Annotated in this window: 17 protein-coding genes and 1 pseudogene; 7 read left to right on the top strand and 11 right to left on the bottom strand. The window is 45.5% G+C overall.

Translation table 11 applies throughout. The features are described from left to right. Positions 1–307: 307 nt before the first annotated feature. Positions 308–1,162 (top strand): Npun_R2479 family HD domain-containing metalloprotein, encoded by an 855-nt coding sequence (locus QT979_RS15575; protein ID WP_333059034.1) that lies wholly within the window; start codon positions 308–310, stop codon positions 1,160–1,162. 149 nt (positions 1,163–1,311) lie between these two features. Here QT979_RS15575 and QT979_RS15570 read toward each other — a convergent pair whose 3' ends face one another. The 9 genes and pseudogenes from QT979_RS15570 to QT979_RS15530 all read right to left on the bottom strand — a co-directional run bounded on the left by QT979_RS15570 (position 1,312) and on the right by QT979_RS15530 (position 9,031). After that, on the bottom strand, positions 1,312–1,827 hold the full coding sequence (locus tag QT979_RS15570; protein WP_333081255.1) for a transcriptional repressor: 516 nt from the start codon (positions 1,825–1,827) through the stop codon (positions 1,312–1,314). Positions 1,828–2,296: 469 nt separating this feature from the next. Beyond that, positions 2,297–2,790 (bottom strand): annotated as a pseudogene (locus QT979_RS15565) (hypothetical protein). Positions 2,791–3,473: 683 nt separating this feature from the next. Further along, positions 3,474–4,211 carry a response regulator transcription factor gene (locus tag QT979_RS15560; RefSeq protein WP_333215444.1) on the bottom strand — a complete coding sequence of 246 codons (738 nt, stop codon included), beginning with the start codon at positions 4,209–4,211 and terminating at the stop codon, positions 3,474–3,476. Positions 4,212–4,805: 594 nt separating this feature from the next. Continuing rightward, on the bottom strand, positions 4,806–5,768 hold the full coding sequence (locus QT979_RS15555) for an FTR1 family protein (RefSeq protein WP_333215406.1): 963 nt from the start codon (positions 5,766–5,768) through the stop codon (positions 4,806–4,808). Between the two features lie 96 nt (positions 5,769–5,864). Next, on the bottom strand, positions 5,865–6,299 hold the full coding sequence (locus tag QT979_RS15550) for a ferritin-like domain-containing protein (protein ID WP_333075906.1): 435 nt from the start codon (positions 6,297–6,299) through the stop codon (positions 5,865–5,867). Positions 6,300–6,417: 118 nt separating this feature from the next. Then, positions 6,418–7,149: a hypothetical protein gene (locus QT979_RS15545; RefSeq protein ID WP_333215408.1), complete on the bottom strand. Its 732-nt coding sequence runs from the start codon at positions 7,147–7,149 to the stop codon at positions 6,418–6,420. A gap of 15 nt (positions 7,150–7,164) precedes the next feature. Beyond that, on the bottom strand, positions 7,165–7,638 hold the full coding sequence (locus QT979_RS15540) for a hypothetical protein (protein ID WP_333215409.1): 474 nt from the start codon (positions 7,636–7,638) through the stop codon (positions 7,165–7,167). A 129-nt stretch (positions 7,639–7,767) separates the two neighbouring features. Then, positions 7,768–8,400, bottom strand: a complete 633-nt coding sequence (locus tag QT979_RS15535; RefSeq protein ID WP_333215411.1) for a hypothetical protein — start codon at positions 8,398–8,400, stop codon at positions 7,768–7,770. 415 nt (positions 8,401–8,815) lie between these two features. After that, complete coding sequence (locus QT979_RS15530) at positions 8,816–9,031, bottom strand: hypothetical protein (protein ID WP_333310908.1); 216 nt, start codon at positions 9,029–9,031, stop codon at positions 8,816–8,818. A gap of 2 nt (positions 9,032–9,033) precedes the next feature. On the opposite strand from QT979_RS15530, the gene QT979_RS15525 reads away from it, so the two are divergent. From QT979_RS15525 to QT979_RS15505, 5 genes are all read left to right on the top strand, one after another. Continuing rightward, entirely contained in the window at positions 9,034–9,963 is a 930-nt protein-coding gene (locus tag QT979_RS15525) for an energy-coupling factor ABC transporter permease (RefSeq protein ID WP_333215415.1), read from the top strand. Beyond that, positions 9,956–10,612 carry an energy-coupling factor transporter transmembrane component T gene (locus tag QT979_RS15520; RefSeq protein ID WP_333215417.1) on the top strand — a complete coding sequence of 219 codons (657 nt, stop codon included), beginning with the start codon at positions 9,956–9,958 and terminating at the stop codon, positions 10,610–10,612. The genes QT979_RS15525 and QT979_RS15520 overlap by 8 nt, the downstream gene beginning before the upstream one ends. Before the next feature lie 135 nt (positions 10,613–10,747). Next, on the top strand, positions 10,748–11,482 hold the full coding sequence (locus tag QT979_RS15515; protein ID WP_333310906.1) for an ABC transporter ATP-binding protein: 735 nt from the start codon (positions 10,748–10,750) through the stop codon (positions 11,480–11,482). Between the two features lie 159 nt (positions 11,483–11,641). After that, positions 11,642–12,649, top strand: coding sequence for a 2-hydroxyacid dehydrogenase (locus QT979_RS15510; RefSeq protein WP_333215421.1), 1,008 nt, complete (start codon positions 11,642–11,644; stop codon positions 12,647–12,649). A 196-nt stretch (positions 12,650–12,845) separates the two neighbouring features. Continuing rightward, the gene (locus QT979_RS15505; RefSeq protein ID WP_333215423.1) at positions 12,846–13,283 is read left to right on the top strand and encodes a CAAD domain-containing protein; all 438 of its coding nucleotides are present in this window, start codon (positions 12,846–12,848) and stop codon (positions 13,281–13,283) included. A gap of 113 nt (positions 13,284–13,396) precedes the next feature. On the opposite strand, the gene aroA is transcribed toward QT979_RS15505, so the two are convergent. Then, positions 13,397–14,752, bottom strand: a complete 1,356-nt coding sequence (gene aroA / locus QT979_RS15500) for a 3-phosphoshikimate 1-carboxyvinyltransferase (RefSeq protein ID WP_333215425.1) — start codon at positions 14,750–14,752, stop codon at positions 13,397–13,399. 445 nt (positions 14,753–15,197) lie between these two features. Between aroA and QT979_RS15495 the strand changes: the two genes are divergently transcribed. Continuing rightward, positions 15,198–15,701: a hypothetical protein gene (locus QT979_RS15495; RefSeq protein ID WP_333081266.1), complete on the top strand. Its 504-nt coding sequence runs from the start codon at positions 15,198–15,200 to the stop codon at positions 15,699–15,701. 118 nt (positions 15,702–15,819) lie between these two features. Here QT979_RS15495 and QT979_RS15490 read toward each other — a convergent pair whose 3' ends face one another. Then, positions 15,820–16,299, bottom strand: coding sequence for a hypothetical protein (locus tag QT979_RS15490; protein WP_333215427.1), 480 nt, complete (start codon positions 16,297–16,299; stop codon positions 15,820–15,822). Positions 16,300–16,323 lie beyond the last annotated feature (24 nt).

The following is a 16,323-nucleotide window of genomic DNA, read 5'->3' as shown; positions in this document are numbered from 1 at the left end:
GCGAGATTGCTTCGTGACTCCCCGGGCGTAGCTGCGTCAAAGAGTTTTGAGATTGCCACCCACTTGCCACCCACTTGCCACCCACGGAGCACAACACACACGGGGTGCATGAGTGGTGATACCAATTTACTATGAAGCTGCATTTAATATAACGCTAAGGATATAGTTCCAACCAAAAAGACATCAGCCTCATTTAGTGTATCTTCATAGTGAATTGGTATGAGCTAAAATCTCATCCATAAAAGTAGACGAATCCCCAATAGATGCACCGCTCTTAAAAGGAAATATTAAGCTAAAAGGAAAGGGTATGTTTAATTCTACAGAACTGCTGATCGAGGCTTTTATCGAACAACTTCAGAACGGGTACAGCCGCACTTACGGAGGCTACAAATCAGACTATGCTGACATTATTGCCTGGGTGGGGGCAATGGCGTTAGAAAACATCGCCAACAGCGATGCTCTTTATCACAATGTAGAACACGCCATTTGCATTAGCTTAGTCGGTCAAGAAATCTTGCGGGGAAAACACATTCGCAAGGGCGGAGTTTCCTGCGAAGATTGGCTGCACTTCATTATTTCTTTGCTGTGCCAAGACATCGGATATGTCAAAGGAGTTTGCCGGCAAGACCAAGAATCAGAAGGATTATATGCTACGGGAAAAGATGGCATGAGAATTGCACTTGCTCCCGGTGCAACAGCCGCTAGCTTAGCTCCTTACCGAGTTGACAGAGCCAAATTGTTTATTGACGAGCGCTTCGGCAACCACAAGCTAATTAATGCTGAGATAATTAAGCAGAACATAGAACAGACTCGTTTCTCGGTGCTTGACGGCAACACTGACGAGGATGCAGGTAATTATTCTAGTTTAGTGCGCGGTGCTGACTTGATAGGTCAGCTCAGCAACCCGCAATATTTGCAGAAAATTGGCGCGCTGTTTTACGAGTTGGAAGAAAGCGGTGCTACTAAAGTTTTGGGCTATCGACATCCGGGCGACTTGCTGCAAAGCTACTCTAAGTTTTACTGGAGCGGCATTTATCCTCACATCAGTGAATCTCTCGGTTACTTGCAGTTGACGCAGGAAGGCAAACAGATTGTTGCTAGTTTGTACGCTAACATATTTCGGATGGAACACCAACGTTGCGATTCTTCTGAGGTTGCTTGATTGCAAAAGTGAGTTCAGCAGTCAGCAGTCAGTTGTCAGTTATCATTGGTTATGTGTAGGTGCTAATAACTAACAGCTCATAACGAATAAAAGAGCACAAATTACCAATTATCACCAATTCCATATTACCTAAGTGTATTTCATCCAAATTAACTAATTTCCTCATCCATTTCAGAATGATATCTGGGACACAACCAATTACTGGGTACCAAAGAAGGCCATCCCTCCCGCAGCGCTTCCAAACAAACAGCACGCACAGTTAACTGACAGTCAAGCAGTTCTACCCCAGCTTTTTCAACTTGCTTTTTGCCAATTTTTAAAATTGATTCATCGCTAAATTCAAAGGTTTTGTGACACTGAATGCAAACCAGATGATGGTGGTGGTGCAATTCGGGAAAATTCAGTTCGTAATGTTTGTGTCCTTCTGCTAATTCTAGTTCACGCAAAATTCCTATCCTTGCTAACAAATGCAGCGTTCGGTAGACAGTAGACAAGCCTATTCGTTCTCCTTGATTCTGCAAAGTCCTGTATAATTCTTCCGCACTTAAATGATTACCCTGCGGTAGATTTTGAAAGACACTCAAAATAGTTTCTCGCTGGGGAGTCAGGCGGCAGCCTCTTTGGTTGAGTTCGACTTTGAGTGAGTTAGCACTGTATAAATTCATGTCGGAAAAAATAAAAAAGTTGAACGAGGATGGTCATGGATTATCTGTTATTTATTCGTGCTATTTTTTAGATGCTCCTAAAGTATATTTTCCGTGATAATCCATATAACTCTAGACTCTCCCTTTAGTCCAGGGTAATCTGCTAGCCACCTATCCCCTTTGCTAAAAGTGGAACTGAAAAAGTTGTTTTCGGTATTTCTGCGTAATTTTTGTGAAGTTTATAGCAATGTTGCGGATAAGCATTGATAAAACAAGTCTTAGGTTCAAAGTCAGTGCAACCGCTCGCATCTTCAGCACAAGCAACGCACGGGCGCACTGTAAATGTGAGGCGGTAGTCGTTAGTAAAAAAATTTCAATCACAAGGAATTGGATACAAGCGCTTGATTTGATGCACTCCTTCTGAAAATGTTACGGACAGACTCCACAAAAATAATCAAAGTGGCAATACATAAATATTAGAAAAAGACAGTCATAAACCACCGAGATACATAGCTTTAGCCCCCAACAAGAAGGTAGTGACACCCAGCAAAACTAGGTGGATGCCCAAGATGGTGGTCACTTTGTGTGCGTCTTCCCATGTGTAGCCAAAGAAAGAAGTTCTTGCTTCGAGGGTGGCTGGCCCTTTGAGGGGGTGAAAGATGCCGCCGAAGCCGAGAAAGGCTGAGCTGATTAGGTGAATCGCCCTAATGGCGAAGTACGGATCAGTCTCGACAATTTTGCCTCCCGCACCCCCGCCCAAGCCGAGTCTGGCTAGGTTTGGCAACGGGATTAAGCCTTGTTCGTACATGGGCAATTCTGAGTTAAAGCGGGAAAGCTCTAATAGGGATAGGCTCCCGCCCAGAAGACGATGAGGCCGGCGTGGGCGACGTGGATACCGAGCAAACGGCTGGAAAGGTTGATTAAGTGGGCGTTGCCGACCCACCAGGGAAATGATTTTCCTTCGGCTGGGAAGGATTTTGCCATGCTGGTCACGGTGATTTACCTCTTGAGAAAGATGCCAGGGGAGTTTTAAGCGATCGCAGATTATTGATATAGATAATCAACAATTTTAGTAGTTTAGTCAAGGGGTATTTGAGAAAAATTTTCACTGATTTGAGTTCAGGTATGTAAATCAGTAGGAAAAAACATCGTTATATCACGATTATGACTGTTTTTGGCGCTTGAGCGGAGTTTGGCTTCTTCTTAGCCAAAATAGCAGCTAAAGGAATACCTCTAAATTTATTGATAAATAATATTATTAAAGAGTATTATGGCTAGAGTATTGTTTAAGTAGGTATCCAATCCTCTCGGAAAAGACAAGGTGGAAAAAGAAATCCGGTACTTTCCTATGGACAAGCTTCTCTAAAAGTACGGTTAGAGGCAGGGCGGTTTCGTTCTCACGAAAATCGCGATTTTGTAGGGGTAGTGTCCCCGTGCCTAGCCCCCCACAGGCGATTTCACAGTTTCAGACATGGGGCTAGCCCCTACAAGAGAATGAAACCGCGCGGTCAGAGGGGGGTGTGGGATTGTTTTTTTCCGAATGAAGAGAGTTAATGCCTACTTGTTGACATATTCATATCAAACTCCAAACAACTAAGCCTGAGAGCAAATGCTCTCAGGCTTTTCTAGCGGAACTTTTAACTGCTTGTTGCATCTGGCGTGCTAGCTCAAGCAGAGGATTTTGTTTGTTCAGCTACTTGCTCGTTGTTGGGTAACTCCAGGCAATAACCAGCCCCGTATACGGTTTTGATGTACCGAGGATGGCGGGGATCGGGTTCCATCTTGGTTCTCAGGTGTCTGATGTGTACACGAATAGTTTCGATATCGTCGTCGGGGTCGTAACCCCACACTTCTTTGAGAATTTCGCTGGGAGAGACTGTCTGGCCGTGGCGCTGAAGCAAGCAGTGCAGCAACTCAAACTCTAGGTGGGTCAGTTTGACTGTCTGAGCGTACCAAACAGCTTCAAACCTTTCGGGGACAAGGGTCAGCGGGCCGTAATTCAGGATTTCGGAGTGTTTGGCCGCTTGGGGGATGCGGTCTGTGCGTCTTAGTAGAGCTCGCACTCGGGCTAGCATCTCTTCTAGTTCAAAGGGTTTGGTCAGGTAGTCGTCGGCGCCGGAGTTGAAGCCTTCTACTTTGTCTTGAGTTTGACTTAAGGCTGTCAACATCAAGACGGGAATGTCGGAGGTGCGCTCGTCACGCCGCAAACGCTGACATACGGTGAATCCGTCTACTCTAGGCAGCATGAGGTCTAGCATGATCAGGTCGGGGAGCATTTGTATGGCTAGTGCCTGACCTTTGATGCCGTCTTCTGCCTGGGTGACTTCGTAGCCAGCCATTTCTAGGTTGACTGCTACGAGTTCGGCGATCGCCGCGTCATCATCAATAACAAGTATCCGAGGCATCATTATTTATCTCACAGCTAACCGAATGGCAGATCCTACAGCCTTCTGGGGGTTCCAGGTAACTTTAACGAACAATTTTTTAATTTTAAGCTTCATTAAGGATTATAAGGTTGATTAAGAACTTTCGGGACTCTGTAAATATTCTTGTACTAATTATAAGCCCTAAGAGCGCTTATCAGAAAACTGTTTACCAAAAATCTTGCTGGGGACAGATTTTTGGTCGGAAAGAACAGCCTTAACTTTTGCAGGGTGCGCCTGGGGCTTCACAGGATCGCCCTAACGGTAGTCTGCGTTTTACATAACCCTGTTAACCGTTAACTGTAATTTTTTTAAGTTAGTTAATTTTGCTGATAAAATTTTTGTGTTTTTGGATTGGTAGGGCCTATTTTTTGGGGTATTGACGGTATTATCAAATAATATTATTATGACTATTTATAAAATAAATAAACAATGTTGGCACCATTTAATTGTATCATATAAAAGTCAAATAATAAATCCCGCAAACTGAAAGTTTTTGGTCAATTTTTTGCGTGTGGGGCTAATTTTTTTATCGCCCTGGAATCAGCAAAACAACCGATAAAAACAGTTGCGTACCTACTGAGGGCGAGTTTCCGATCGAGCTGGCTGAGTATTTTGGTTGGGAAGAGTTGCCTGAGAGCCTAATTTTTGGAAATAAAGACCGCCGATGGTGGCTAAGAATATGGTGTAAGCCGCCGCTTGGACGAGATAAAGTCGCTCTCTGTATCCAAACAGTGCTTTGAGAATCACTCCTGGAAATTGTCGATCGGGCAAAATTTCCGCTGCATTCCACACCAGAGGCCCTAAAATACAAGAGTGGAGTGGTGCGAGGCGATCGTAATAAAAACAAATTGCTGAATATTTGCTATTCATCTGCGACAAAATCCCAGCGGCTTGGTCAAAATGTTTGAGTGCAGATACTGCCAAACCTGCTACGATTAACAGCAACAAAATCCCCATAAACTTGAAAAACAGGCGGATATCAATTTTGACACCCCATTTGAACAGTAGCGCGCCAATGATTGCGGCCCCAGTCAAACCGCCCAAAGCACCCAAAGCAGGAGTTAAACCTTGTTGAAATTGAGCGCTGACAAATATAACTGTTTCAAAACCTTCGCGCAGTACCGCAATAAAAATTAAGCCAAATACGCCCCAGCCGGCATTGCTATTTTCTGTTAAAGCTGCTGTAACTGCTCCTTCAACTTCTGCTTTGAGAAAGCGAGCTTGCTGAGTCATCCAAATTAGCATCCAGCTTAGCATTGCGATCGCCACAATGCCCAACACGCCCTCTAATAGCTGTTTAATGACTGGTGCGTAAGGCTGCTCTGAGGTTGATAGTGCTGCGAGCAATCCATTGAAGAGAATACCCACAATACCGCTAGCACCAATGCCGGCTGCGACACCTGCATAAACCCAAGAATTGAGGTGACTTTGCTCGGCTTTTTTGAGGCAAGCTAGTACAATTCCGACAACTAAGGCGGCTTCTACGCCTTCGCGCAGGGTAATTACAAAAGTGGGTATGGCTTCACTAAAATTCATTTTTTATAATCATGGGGCATGGGCATGGGGTATTGGTCATTGGTGAGTGGAAATAACCAATAACCAATAACCCATAACAACTAACTAATGATTAAATCAACTATAATCCCGCAGCATTTTTTTCAATTCTACTTGGTGCAATTCTTCTTGCCCAATCAAATTGCGGGCATATTCTTCCAAATAAACGCTGGAGTCTGTCACAACTTCAAGTAAAGATTTATACTTTTTGAGCGCTTTTTTCTCGTGATTTAAACTTTCTTCTAACAAGTCTTTCACCGAGTGTTTGTAGGTTTCTTCGATGGGAGCAATTTTCTGACTAGGATGCCCCTCTAAACCGGTGAGAATTTCTCCTGCTTGTTGGGCGTGGATTAGAGATTCCGTGGCTTGTGCTTTAAAAAACTGCACGATGGGAATCCGGTTTGGCCCTGTCACCATTAGTGAATAGTGGGTATAGCGCACGACACCTGCCAGTTCCCATTCCATGATGGTGCATAGCAGTTCCTGGGTTTTTTTCTCGTCAAGTTCTTTCATTTGTTGTTTTAGAAGTAGAATGCCTTAGAGGGCGCTGTTTATAATATCACATTTAAGTTAAAAATGAAAAGTAAGGTGTGGATGGCGAACCTTACCGGATATAGATGTTGTATGTGAGTTAGGGGTTAACTTCTAAGGTGCCAGTAGGAGCAAACACTACAGTAAATTTAGCGACTGGCGCTGCATTGTTGCTGCTAGTTTCGGGAGATTTGAGCAGATGTGGCAAAGGAGTTTCTTGGGTGTAATCCTTGGCTGGTTGATTGAGCGGCTCGAAATTGCTGATCGCCCCATCTTGACTTGTAGTGACTCGATAGACTAGATTTTGATTGAACGTAGGGCTAGTTTGCCAACTTTGATCGATGCGATCGTAGACTTTCAGAGCTAACTCATCTAGTTTTACGCTATCCGTAATTTCTGCTGTCTGATTTGTTCCATCCACCGCCTGAACTTGCTGCTGGCCTGCTGATACAGGTACAGCTTGGACAGTCTTATCTGTAGGGCTACTCGAAATAGCCGTTTCAGTAGACGTATTAGTGAAAGGTACAACCTGTGGAGACTTCTCAGGCAGCTTTTTTTGGCTGTCAACAACTAAACTGGAATTATTTGTAGTCGCAAGCGCACTGCTACTCGCAATCGCTGGTTGGACCAGCCCCTTAGCAACAGCATTATCGGGTTTTTTCCCCTCGATTGTGAAAGACTTGACGTGGGAACCGAGAAACTTTTCTTTTTGGCTGACGCGCCACATTGAGATAGGAAAAGTCACAAAGAAAAGAGTCAAAACTCCCATACTAATCCAAACTATTTTGTGCATCTCCCTGGCTGGGATCGGCTTATTTTTTGTTTCCATCATTAAACCTCGAATTATTTAAGTTAAGGGCAAATAGGGGAAGAGAGGATGCCAGGACATAGCTGTCGCAGCAACTAACAAAGCAAACATCCAGAAAAATATGGTGCGACTTTTAATCTGCTGATTTTTCCACAGCAGATGCAGAATTGGCCAACTGACAAGCCAACCGACAAGCAACATAGTTTCTTTGCCCGTGTAGCTGCCGATGTTTCCCCACAATTCATCATTAGTCTTGCTTCCCGGAATCCAACTACCGAGGTTCCAAAGCATTTCGTTTATCTCTTTGGATGTGTCCCCTAAATGGTGACTCACCATCATTGTGAAACAACCAATTGCAGCGCTAACTATTGCTGCTGCTGCCGGGCCCGAAACGCTAGGCGCAGTTGCCGAACCCTCAGCTAAACCTTTGGGAAAGTGTTTTAATTTGCTCCAAAGTTTTCCGTAAAAAGGTTCATCACCCGCATGACTTTGGCGGGATAATTGTCTGGTCATTTCACAAATCTCCTATGATAGTTGATAGTGGGTAGGGTCAGTGCCACCTTGTCCGCCCTGAGAGTCAATCGATTGAGAGTTTAGAGTTGAGAGTCGATCGATTGATAGTTGATAATTGGCCAATGCTGACTACAAAGCATGAATTTTTGCAACGCCAATTCCACTTACCATGCCCCCCATTGAAAAAAACATTAGCGCCATCAAAGCTACACAGGTTGCGGTTAAAACCGGGCGATTCTGCTTTTCTAAAATTGCATCGCCGTAAGTCCACAGAATCCAGGTGCAAGCTATTGCTAATGGCAGGGTAAACAGGACGCTAAACTCGTGATATTCCATCAAAACATACTGCCCTAAAGGCGAGTTTTCTTTCAGCCAAGCCCGAGCTCCGCCAAAGTCCATGCCTGCCCGATAACGCATATAAGCCCAATTGCCGGTAGCTATGGCTAAAAAGCTCAAAATAGATGACCAAAAGGCTAATGTACGCATTTGCGGCAAGATTTTACCGGCACCCCGCAGCAAGGGGAAAGCTAAATGTCCCGTGTAAACCATCACTACCATTGCAAACATTGCGCCTAAGCCGTGAATGGTTCCCATCAATCGTTGCCAATGGCTGGGATGCAGTAGGTTGACTAAAGGTAAAAACAGAAACATACCAGCCGATAAAAAACTCAGCCCGTAGATAGAAACTTGAGCGATATCTAACTGTTTGGGAAATTCCGATGGAACTAAATCGGTAGTTGAGTCTGGGGTTGAGTGTTGCACCGCTGGCGGGCCTCCTGTAGGTTGGTCGGAAAATTAGTTGAGAATAATTGCATTAGATCTTTGATTTTCTTGAGAATGCAGCCCGTGCGGGAAAAGCCGATCGCCCATTGGCGCGAGTGACAACTGCTAACCTACTGCTAACTATATTAAGTCGCAATAATTCGCACTTTTTAGTTTCTATAACACGCAATACTTTTGCTGTGACTAGCTATCTGCTAATTTCACTGGCTGCGGTATTCAAAAACTTAATGCTATTTATTCTCAAGAGTTGAGAATAAAACCAATGAGAGATTTTCACGGAATTCTTTATATTTTTTTAATATTCTTGTTTGAGCTTGACGGTGAATACAATTGTGGAGGTGAATCTGTAAACAAATATTGATAATTCTTATCAAAAAGTTTCAATTTGGGGGTGCTAGGTAAAATATCCCAATAATTCTTCAGGATTATTTAATGTAAAATTTCTCATCCTCAAAATTTTGCTTTTGAGGCGGTAATCTATATCAAATAAGCGATCGCCCGCCACCAATCCCCCGATCGCTCGATCGCAGAAATACCCCCACAGGGGATGGTAAATTTTTGTAAAAAATAGTTGACTAAAGGGCTGGAAGTTCTCTTGTTTGGGATACATCAATGCACATACCTGATGGTTTTCTTTCACCGCCAGTAGCCGTTGCCACCGGCATAGCAAGCGCAGCAGCAATTGCAGTTGCCCTAAATCGAACCCGCGCCAGTCTTGGACTCCGACAAGCCCCAATCATGGGCTTAACCACAGCTTTCGTGTTTGCAGCCCAGATGATCAACTTTCCCGTAGCCGGCGGCACCAGCGGCCACTTGTTGGGAGGGGCGCTCGCATCCGTCGTTTTGGGGAACCCTTGGGCGGCAACTTTAGCGATGAGTACAGTTTTTATAATTCAGAGCGTCTTGTTTGCCGACGGGGGCATCACCGCCCTGGGAGCCAATATTTTTAACATGGGGCTAGTTGGCATTTGGGTGGGCTGGTGGCTGTTGCAGCCATTGCAGCAACTTTTGGGAGGTTCCAGAAATCGTTTGCCGCTAGCAGCAGGGATTGCAGCCGCCCTTAGCGTCGTGGCTGCTTCGATTTCTGTGGCGATCCAATTGGCAATTTCTGGAACAGTAGGGCTCAATATCGCATTGCCCGCAATGGTAGGCGTACATATTTTAATTGGGATTGGCGAAGGGGTAATTACAGGTGGCGTTTTAACTTATCTCGTCAAAGTGCGGCCGGATTTACTGCCGGGACAACAGCCACAATTGCAGAAATGGGTAGTGCCAGTAATCGGAGTTTTATTAATTTCCGGGGTGCTTTCACTGTTTGCTTCAAGTTGGCCTGACGGGTTAGAAGCGGTAGCCGAAAAATACGGCTTTAAAGATAAAGAAGCTGTGGCAATCGAAAATCCCACTCCTTTAGCAGATTACACAGTTAAAGGATTAGAAGAACAGCCGATTGGTACTAGCATTGCTGGACTTTTAGGGTCTGCCTTCAGCTTCGGCGCGGCTTTTGGAATTGCTCAGTTGGTGGTAAAACCTAAAGATGTCTAAACTCTCCATACCTTTTCGATTGCGAGTGTCTCTCACAATTGTGATTGGCATGGGTTTTCTGAAGACAGGCGCTTGGCTGTGGCTGGGAATTTATGGAGCGATCACACTTTTTTGGTCGTTTTGGCTGAGGGCTCCGGTGCGAACCCTCGCGCAACTTTTGGGAGCAGAATTGCTTTTTCTCTCCTTATTAGTCCTGCCCCAAGGTTGGGAACGCGCTAGTTTTCTGTTGCTGCGTTCCCTAATTTGCCTGCTAATTATGAACAGCTTCCTGTTAACTTTGCCACCCCACAGTTTCGGAATCGCCCTCAAAGGATTACCCCTACCAGCAGGTTTGCAAGAGATTGTACTGTTAACGGGACAATACTTGGAAATCCTGCTGACCGAAGTCAACCGCATGAAAATATCTGCCCAACTCCGGGGCTTATCGGGTACCGGAGGATGGCTGCGCTACGCCAGCGCTTCCATGATCGGAGCGCTTTATTTGCGAAGTCTCGATCGGGCAGAAAGAGTACACGCAGCCATGCTAATTCGCGGCTATCAAGGAGCTTTACCTGCTGACTCAAAATCAACACCAAAAGAGCGACTCTGGCTGACAGTAGCAATTTTAATGGCAGCCGGATTAACAATAGCTTCTTATGGTAAGTGGTAATTTAGAACGGGCAATTGGTAATTTGTAATTGATTCATTCATGCCTCTACCTTTTGCCTTCTCCCTTCCCCTCTCTGCGCCCTCTGTGTTCTCTGCGGTTAAATACTCTTAATCCTAAAATAGAGGAAAATAAAAATTGACTATACTCAAATCCGTGCCAACAATCGAAGTAGAAAACTTAGTATTCGGATATCACGATCAAAAGCCAATATTGCGGGGGATTTCTTTTACTTTGCAACCGGGAGAAAGAGTTGCTCTACTCGGTCTGACAGGTGCTGGTAAAAGCACTTTGCTCGAAAACTTGATCGGATTAAAAATGCCTCAATCGGGCGAGATTAGAGTGCAGGGAAAAAAGTTGGAAGAGGCGACTTTATCGCAGGCGCGGAGGCAGATTGGATTTTGCTTTCAAGATGCTAATGACCAGCTATTTATGCCGACTATTTTAGAGGATGTCATGTTCGGGCCCCGCAATTATGGAGTGCCGCCGGGAGTTGCGCGCGATCGAGCTTTATCACTATTAGACGAATTTGGTTTAGTAGAATTCGCCAACCGTTCTGCCCATGAACTTTCGGGAGGTCAAAGAAGGTTAGCAGCCTTGGCAGCAATTTTAGCATTAGAGCCGGCAATTTTAATCTTAGACGAGCCGACCAACGGACTAGATCCCTCGTGGCGGCGTCACTTGGCGTCAGTTTTGTCTCAATTGCCGATCGAGGTAATTTTGATCGCTTCTCACAATTTGAATTGGATCGGGAAAACAACTCAAAGGGCTTTAGTTTTGGCGGATGGCGAGATTAAAATTGACAGAAAAACCCAAGATTTGCTGGCAGACAAATCAACTCTCGAATATTACAATTTGCCGCCAGATTGGTAATTAACCATTGTTTATTAGTCATTACATAAAGTAGTCATAACTAACCACAAGCGATATTTCTCATGGAAAGTGGGTTGTTTGGGGCCACGGCGTTCTAGTAAACTTTAGAGTTGATCGGGAAAGAATTTCCAACTATTACTGGGTTTGCAGGCAAAAATCATGAAGGTAGCCGTATTCAGCACCAAATCTTACGATCGCACATTTCTGGAAGCAGCGAATGTCGGCGACAAACACGATTTAGTTTTTTTTGAACCGCGTCTGAACCTGGAAACCAGCGTTTTGGCTGCTGGATTTCCGGCAGTCTGCGCGTTCGTGAACGACTCCTTGGACGCGAAAACGCTGCTTAGCATTGCCGAAAAAGGCGTTCGCTTGCTGGCCCTGAGATCCGCCGGATTCAATCACGTCGATTTAGCAGCAGCGAAGGATTTAAATCTAACTCTCCTCCGCGTTCCGGCTTATTCTCCCTACGCAGTGGCCGAACACGCAGTCGCTCTGATTTTGTCCCTCAACCGCAGAATCCATCGGGCCTACAACCGCGTCCGCGAAGGCAATTTCGCCCTAGACGGCTTGTTGGGTTTTGATCTCCACGGCAAAACGGTGGGAATCGTCGGAACAGGCAGAATTGGTGCAATTACTGCCCAAATTCTGCACGGATTCGGGTGTCACCTGCTGGGATACGATGTTTACCAAAACCCGGATTGCCTCGCCCTAGGCATGGAATACGTCGCACTCCCGGAACTCTTCGCCGCTTCTGATATTGTCAGCCTCCACTGTCCGCTGATACCGGAAACTTACCATTTAATCGGTGCAGAGGCGATCAAACAAATGAAACCAGGGATGATGCTGATCAATACCAGCCGCGGTCAGTTGATTGACACTAAAGCTGTTACCAAAGGACTGAAATCTGGTATAATTGGATACCTCGGTTTAGATGTTTACGAACAAGAGACGGATCTGTTTTTTGAGGATTTGTCAAATCACGTCATTCAAGACGACGTATTTCAGCGTTTGCTGACTTTCCCCAACGTCCTGATTACCGGACACCAAGCTTTTTTCACCGAGGAAGCTTTGAAAAATATCGCCGAAACCACGATCGGCAATATCACCGACTTTGAACAAGGACGCCCTTGCCCGAATCAAATTGACCTCGCTCAAGTGAAAAAATGAGTCAAAAGACCGATTTGGCAGGGAAGGCAATTGTTTAAAATCAAGTCATATCGTTATTTTTGCTTGCAATTTGTGAAACTCTGCCTTAGTCTCATCAATTAGTCCCTGCAGCGCGGATGCTGTGCTAATTGCCGGACAATTATACTGGCAGCAATTCACAGCCTGCAATTTTACCTGACAACGGAGGAAGTATTCAATGACACAAGCTAACTTTTCGGACGAGACACAAACAATCACTGAAGTCGTGACAGTAGATCTGGTTGAGGACAAACCGGGGGTCATGACTACAGTGACAACCACAGAAACAACGGCAGGTCAGTTCCAAGATATTAAAGACCAAGTTATTACAATTTTGTCGGAACTTCCAGTCTATCTCTCTAATTTTTTTGCTGACTACCAAAAGCCCCTCATAACTGTTGGTTTAATTCTGGCAGGCGGTATTAGTATTAAGGTAATGCTGGGAGTTTTAGGTGCTCTTAATGATGTCCCTTTGGTAGCTCCAATTTTTGAGTTGATTGGCATGGGATATACGGGTTGGTTTGTTTACCGGTATCTGCTCAAGGCTTCTAATCGCCAAGAGTTGTTAACGGAAATTGATTCTTTAAAAGAACAAGTTGTAGGGAAAGATTCTTAGAGGAAGTCATTAGTCATTGGTTATTTGTTATTTGTAAGGCTATAGCCATAACCGATAACAAATAACCAGCAACCAATGCCCAATGCCCAATGCCCAATGCCCAATGTCCAATCTCAATTTGGATGGCAAACTTGTTGCAAAGTGGCGGTAAAGTCGGGGTAGGAAATGGCAGCAGCTTCTGCCCGGTGAATGTTAGTAATACCTGTGGCGTTGAGCGCTGCGATCGCCAAACTCATCGCTATTCTGTGGTCGGTGTAGCTGTCAACATCCGCACCAGTCAAAGGAGTTCCCCCGGTAATTTCTAAACCGTCAGGTAACTCGGAAATTTGGGCTCCCATGCGGTTGAGTTCGGCAGCGGTCACGGCCAGCCGATCGCTCTCTTTGACTCGCAACTCGGCCGCATCTCGAATTATTGTAGTACCCGACGCAAAGATCGCCGCTACTGCCAAAATCGGGATTTCGTCAATCAGTCGGGGAATTAAGTCGCCCGCAATGGTGCATCCCCGCAATTGGCCGGAACTGCGAACCAAAATATCCGCTACAGGTTCTCCGGCGGCCTCTCGCTGATTTTGCAGTTCAATATCGGCCCCCATCATTTCCAAAGCTTCCAAAATGCCTGTACGAGTTGGGTTGACGCCGACATTTTCGACTACGAGTTCCGAACCCGGGACGATCGCCCCTGCAACTAGCCAAAATGCCGCCGAACTAATATCTCCCGGTACAATCACATTCTGCCCTTGCAGTTGTGTCGGCCCAGTAACTGTCACGCTACAAGTTTCTGGATCGACGCTCAATTGGGCTCCAAACGCTCGCAGCATCCGTTCGCTGTGATCCCGCGACAGAGCGGGTTCTGTGACTGTAGTTTCTCCCTCTGCCATCAAACCGGCGAGCAAAATGCAAGATTTAACTTGAGCCGAGGCGATCGGAGAATGGTAGTGAATTGGTTTTAACTGCTGTCCGAGTATCGCTAAGGGAGCTAAAGAATTACTTTTTCGACCCCAAATTTGCGATCCCATAAGTTGCAGCGGTTTAATGACGCGCGACATCGGGCGCGATCGCAGAGAACTGTCACCCGTTACCGCAAAAAAACGCCCCGGATGAGACGCTAAAATTCCCAACATTAGCCGCATCGTTGTGCCGGAATTGCCAGCGTCCAAGACTTCTACAGGCTCCTCTAACTCGCCAATTCCGACGCCCGTGACTGTCACCCGTTCCGCGTTGAGTTCAGAAACTTTGGCTCCGAGGAGCGAGAAACATTTAGCCGTGCTGCGGGGGTCTTCCCCTAGGAGTAGTCCCTCAATAGTAGTTTCACCTTGGGCGATCGCACCCAACATCAAAGCTCGGTGAGAAATTGACTTATCGCCCGGAACTCGAATCCTCCCCACCAGCGACAAGCCCGAGGTCGGTTTTTGAATGCTTAAAGTTTGGCTTTTGTCAAGAAGCGTAGTAGTTATAATGTCAGCTTGCATTGAGATAAACTAGGATTGGATGGCGTTAGCTATCCTACCTTTTTCTCAGTCCTAAGTCAGTCGTCTTTTGTACGGCCTGCGGGTTTTTTCCCAATGTGTCCGGTTAACTTAAAGCCTGATTAAACTCGCCCAGAGACTCTGCTGTCAGTTATCGAGGACACAGGAGTGCGGAGGCAACGGCACGGATTTCACTTTAATTTCACATTAATTTCACAAATATTATCCGTGTATATGCTTAGATTTCATCTCCTGCTGTGAGTTATCGACCAGATGATTGAATTGTGACTAAACAATTTTCGATTTTCGATTGCCAGTTGTAGATTTTTCATTTTTTTAAGCAAAAGCTCCGGAATTTGGAACCCAGCTAATCTAAAATCTAAAATCTAAAGCTTAAAATCTCAAATCTCAAACCCCCCGATCCACAACAACTCCTACACTTTTGTTTATGCTGACGCATCACCGCAAGCCTGTAAGTTTATCGCTGGTATCCACAGATTTACCATTGTGGTCAGTTGTTGAAACCGCTGGTACGCTTTATCAAAAAGACCGCGATCGCTTTCACTTGTTGTTGCACGAACCAGCCATCCTCGATCGCCAATTTTCTGACGACTCCGACGCATCTGCCGAGCAAGTTACAATCTTACCCCCAACTACAAAACCCCGGTTGCTCTGGCTAGAAGTTTCCCCTTATCGAGTCATTATGACCATGCAAGGAAACGGCAAATACAGTTACCGCCACTGCTGGGAACGAGGAATGTACGGCCTGAGCCGTTATTGGCTTCAGGGCGAATCGCTGGCCACTCCCGAACAGTTGCGACTCCGCAACTTCACTCGCAACTTGACGCTGACAGGAAAGCCGGAACCGGATCACTTGCGGTTAGAATACGAGTTGTGGTCGGAGAAAGTACAACTCGGTCGCTATATTTTGAATCTAGAAATTCATCACTAAATTGGGTAATTGCAAAGGGGTAGATAGTAGGTGAAGGCGACGCATTCCTCAAATTCATTCACCCGCTGTGCGTTGTTGGAGTTTGCGTGGCCATCTCGCAAATCAAAACTCTTAGCCTTTAGCGATCGCCCTTACAATAATTAATCAGTTTGCTAGTCAAAGCGTCTTGATTTGCGGCTGCTTGATTCGCCTGTTGGCCGGCTCTAATAATATCTGCTTGAGCGGTTTGGATTTGCTCTCGACCTTCTATACTTGTAGAAGCGAGATTTCCAGCCTGAAGACTTTTGCTTATGTCGCCGAGTGCTTGACTAATTTCCTGGAATGATTTAACCGATGGCTGCTGAATTTCTTTGAGGGTTGAATCTGTTATTCGCAGATCCTCAAGTTCATTCGCTATCAGGTTCAAATTTTTAGCTAAATTGTCGGTCGTTGCAGCATCGTTGCTGTCTTTATCAACCTCAAGGAGAGCGTTGCCTTTGTTGACAATTTCAGTAAATTTAGTACACTGGACAGCTCGGCTATCGCTGCAACTAATCGTCAGCGTACAGCAAGCAACAACTATCAACAGGATGGCAATCTGTTTGCGAAAAAAGTACATGAACCCTCGGTTGCAAAAAAAGTA

Source organism: Microcoleus sp. w2-18bC1, from assembly GCF_036700365.1.
Taxonomy (GTDB): Bacteria; Cyanobacteriota; Cyanobacteriia; order Cyanobacteriales; family Microcoleaceae; genus Microcoleus.
This window is presented reverse-complemented; position numbering and strand designations above follow the sequence as displayed.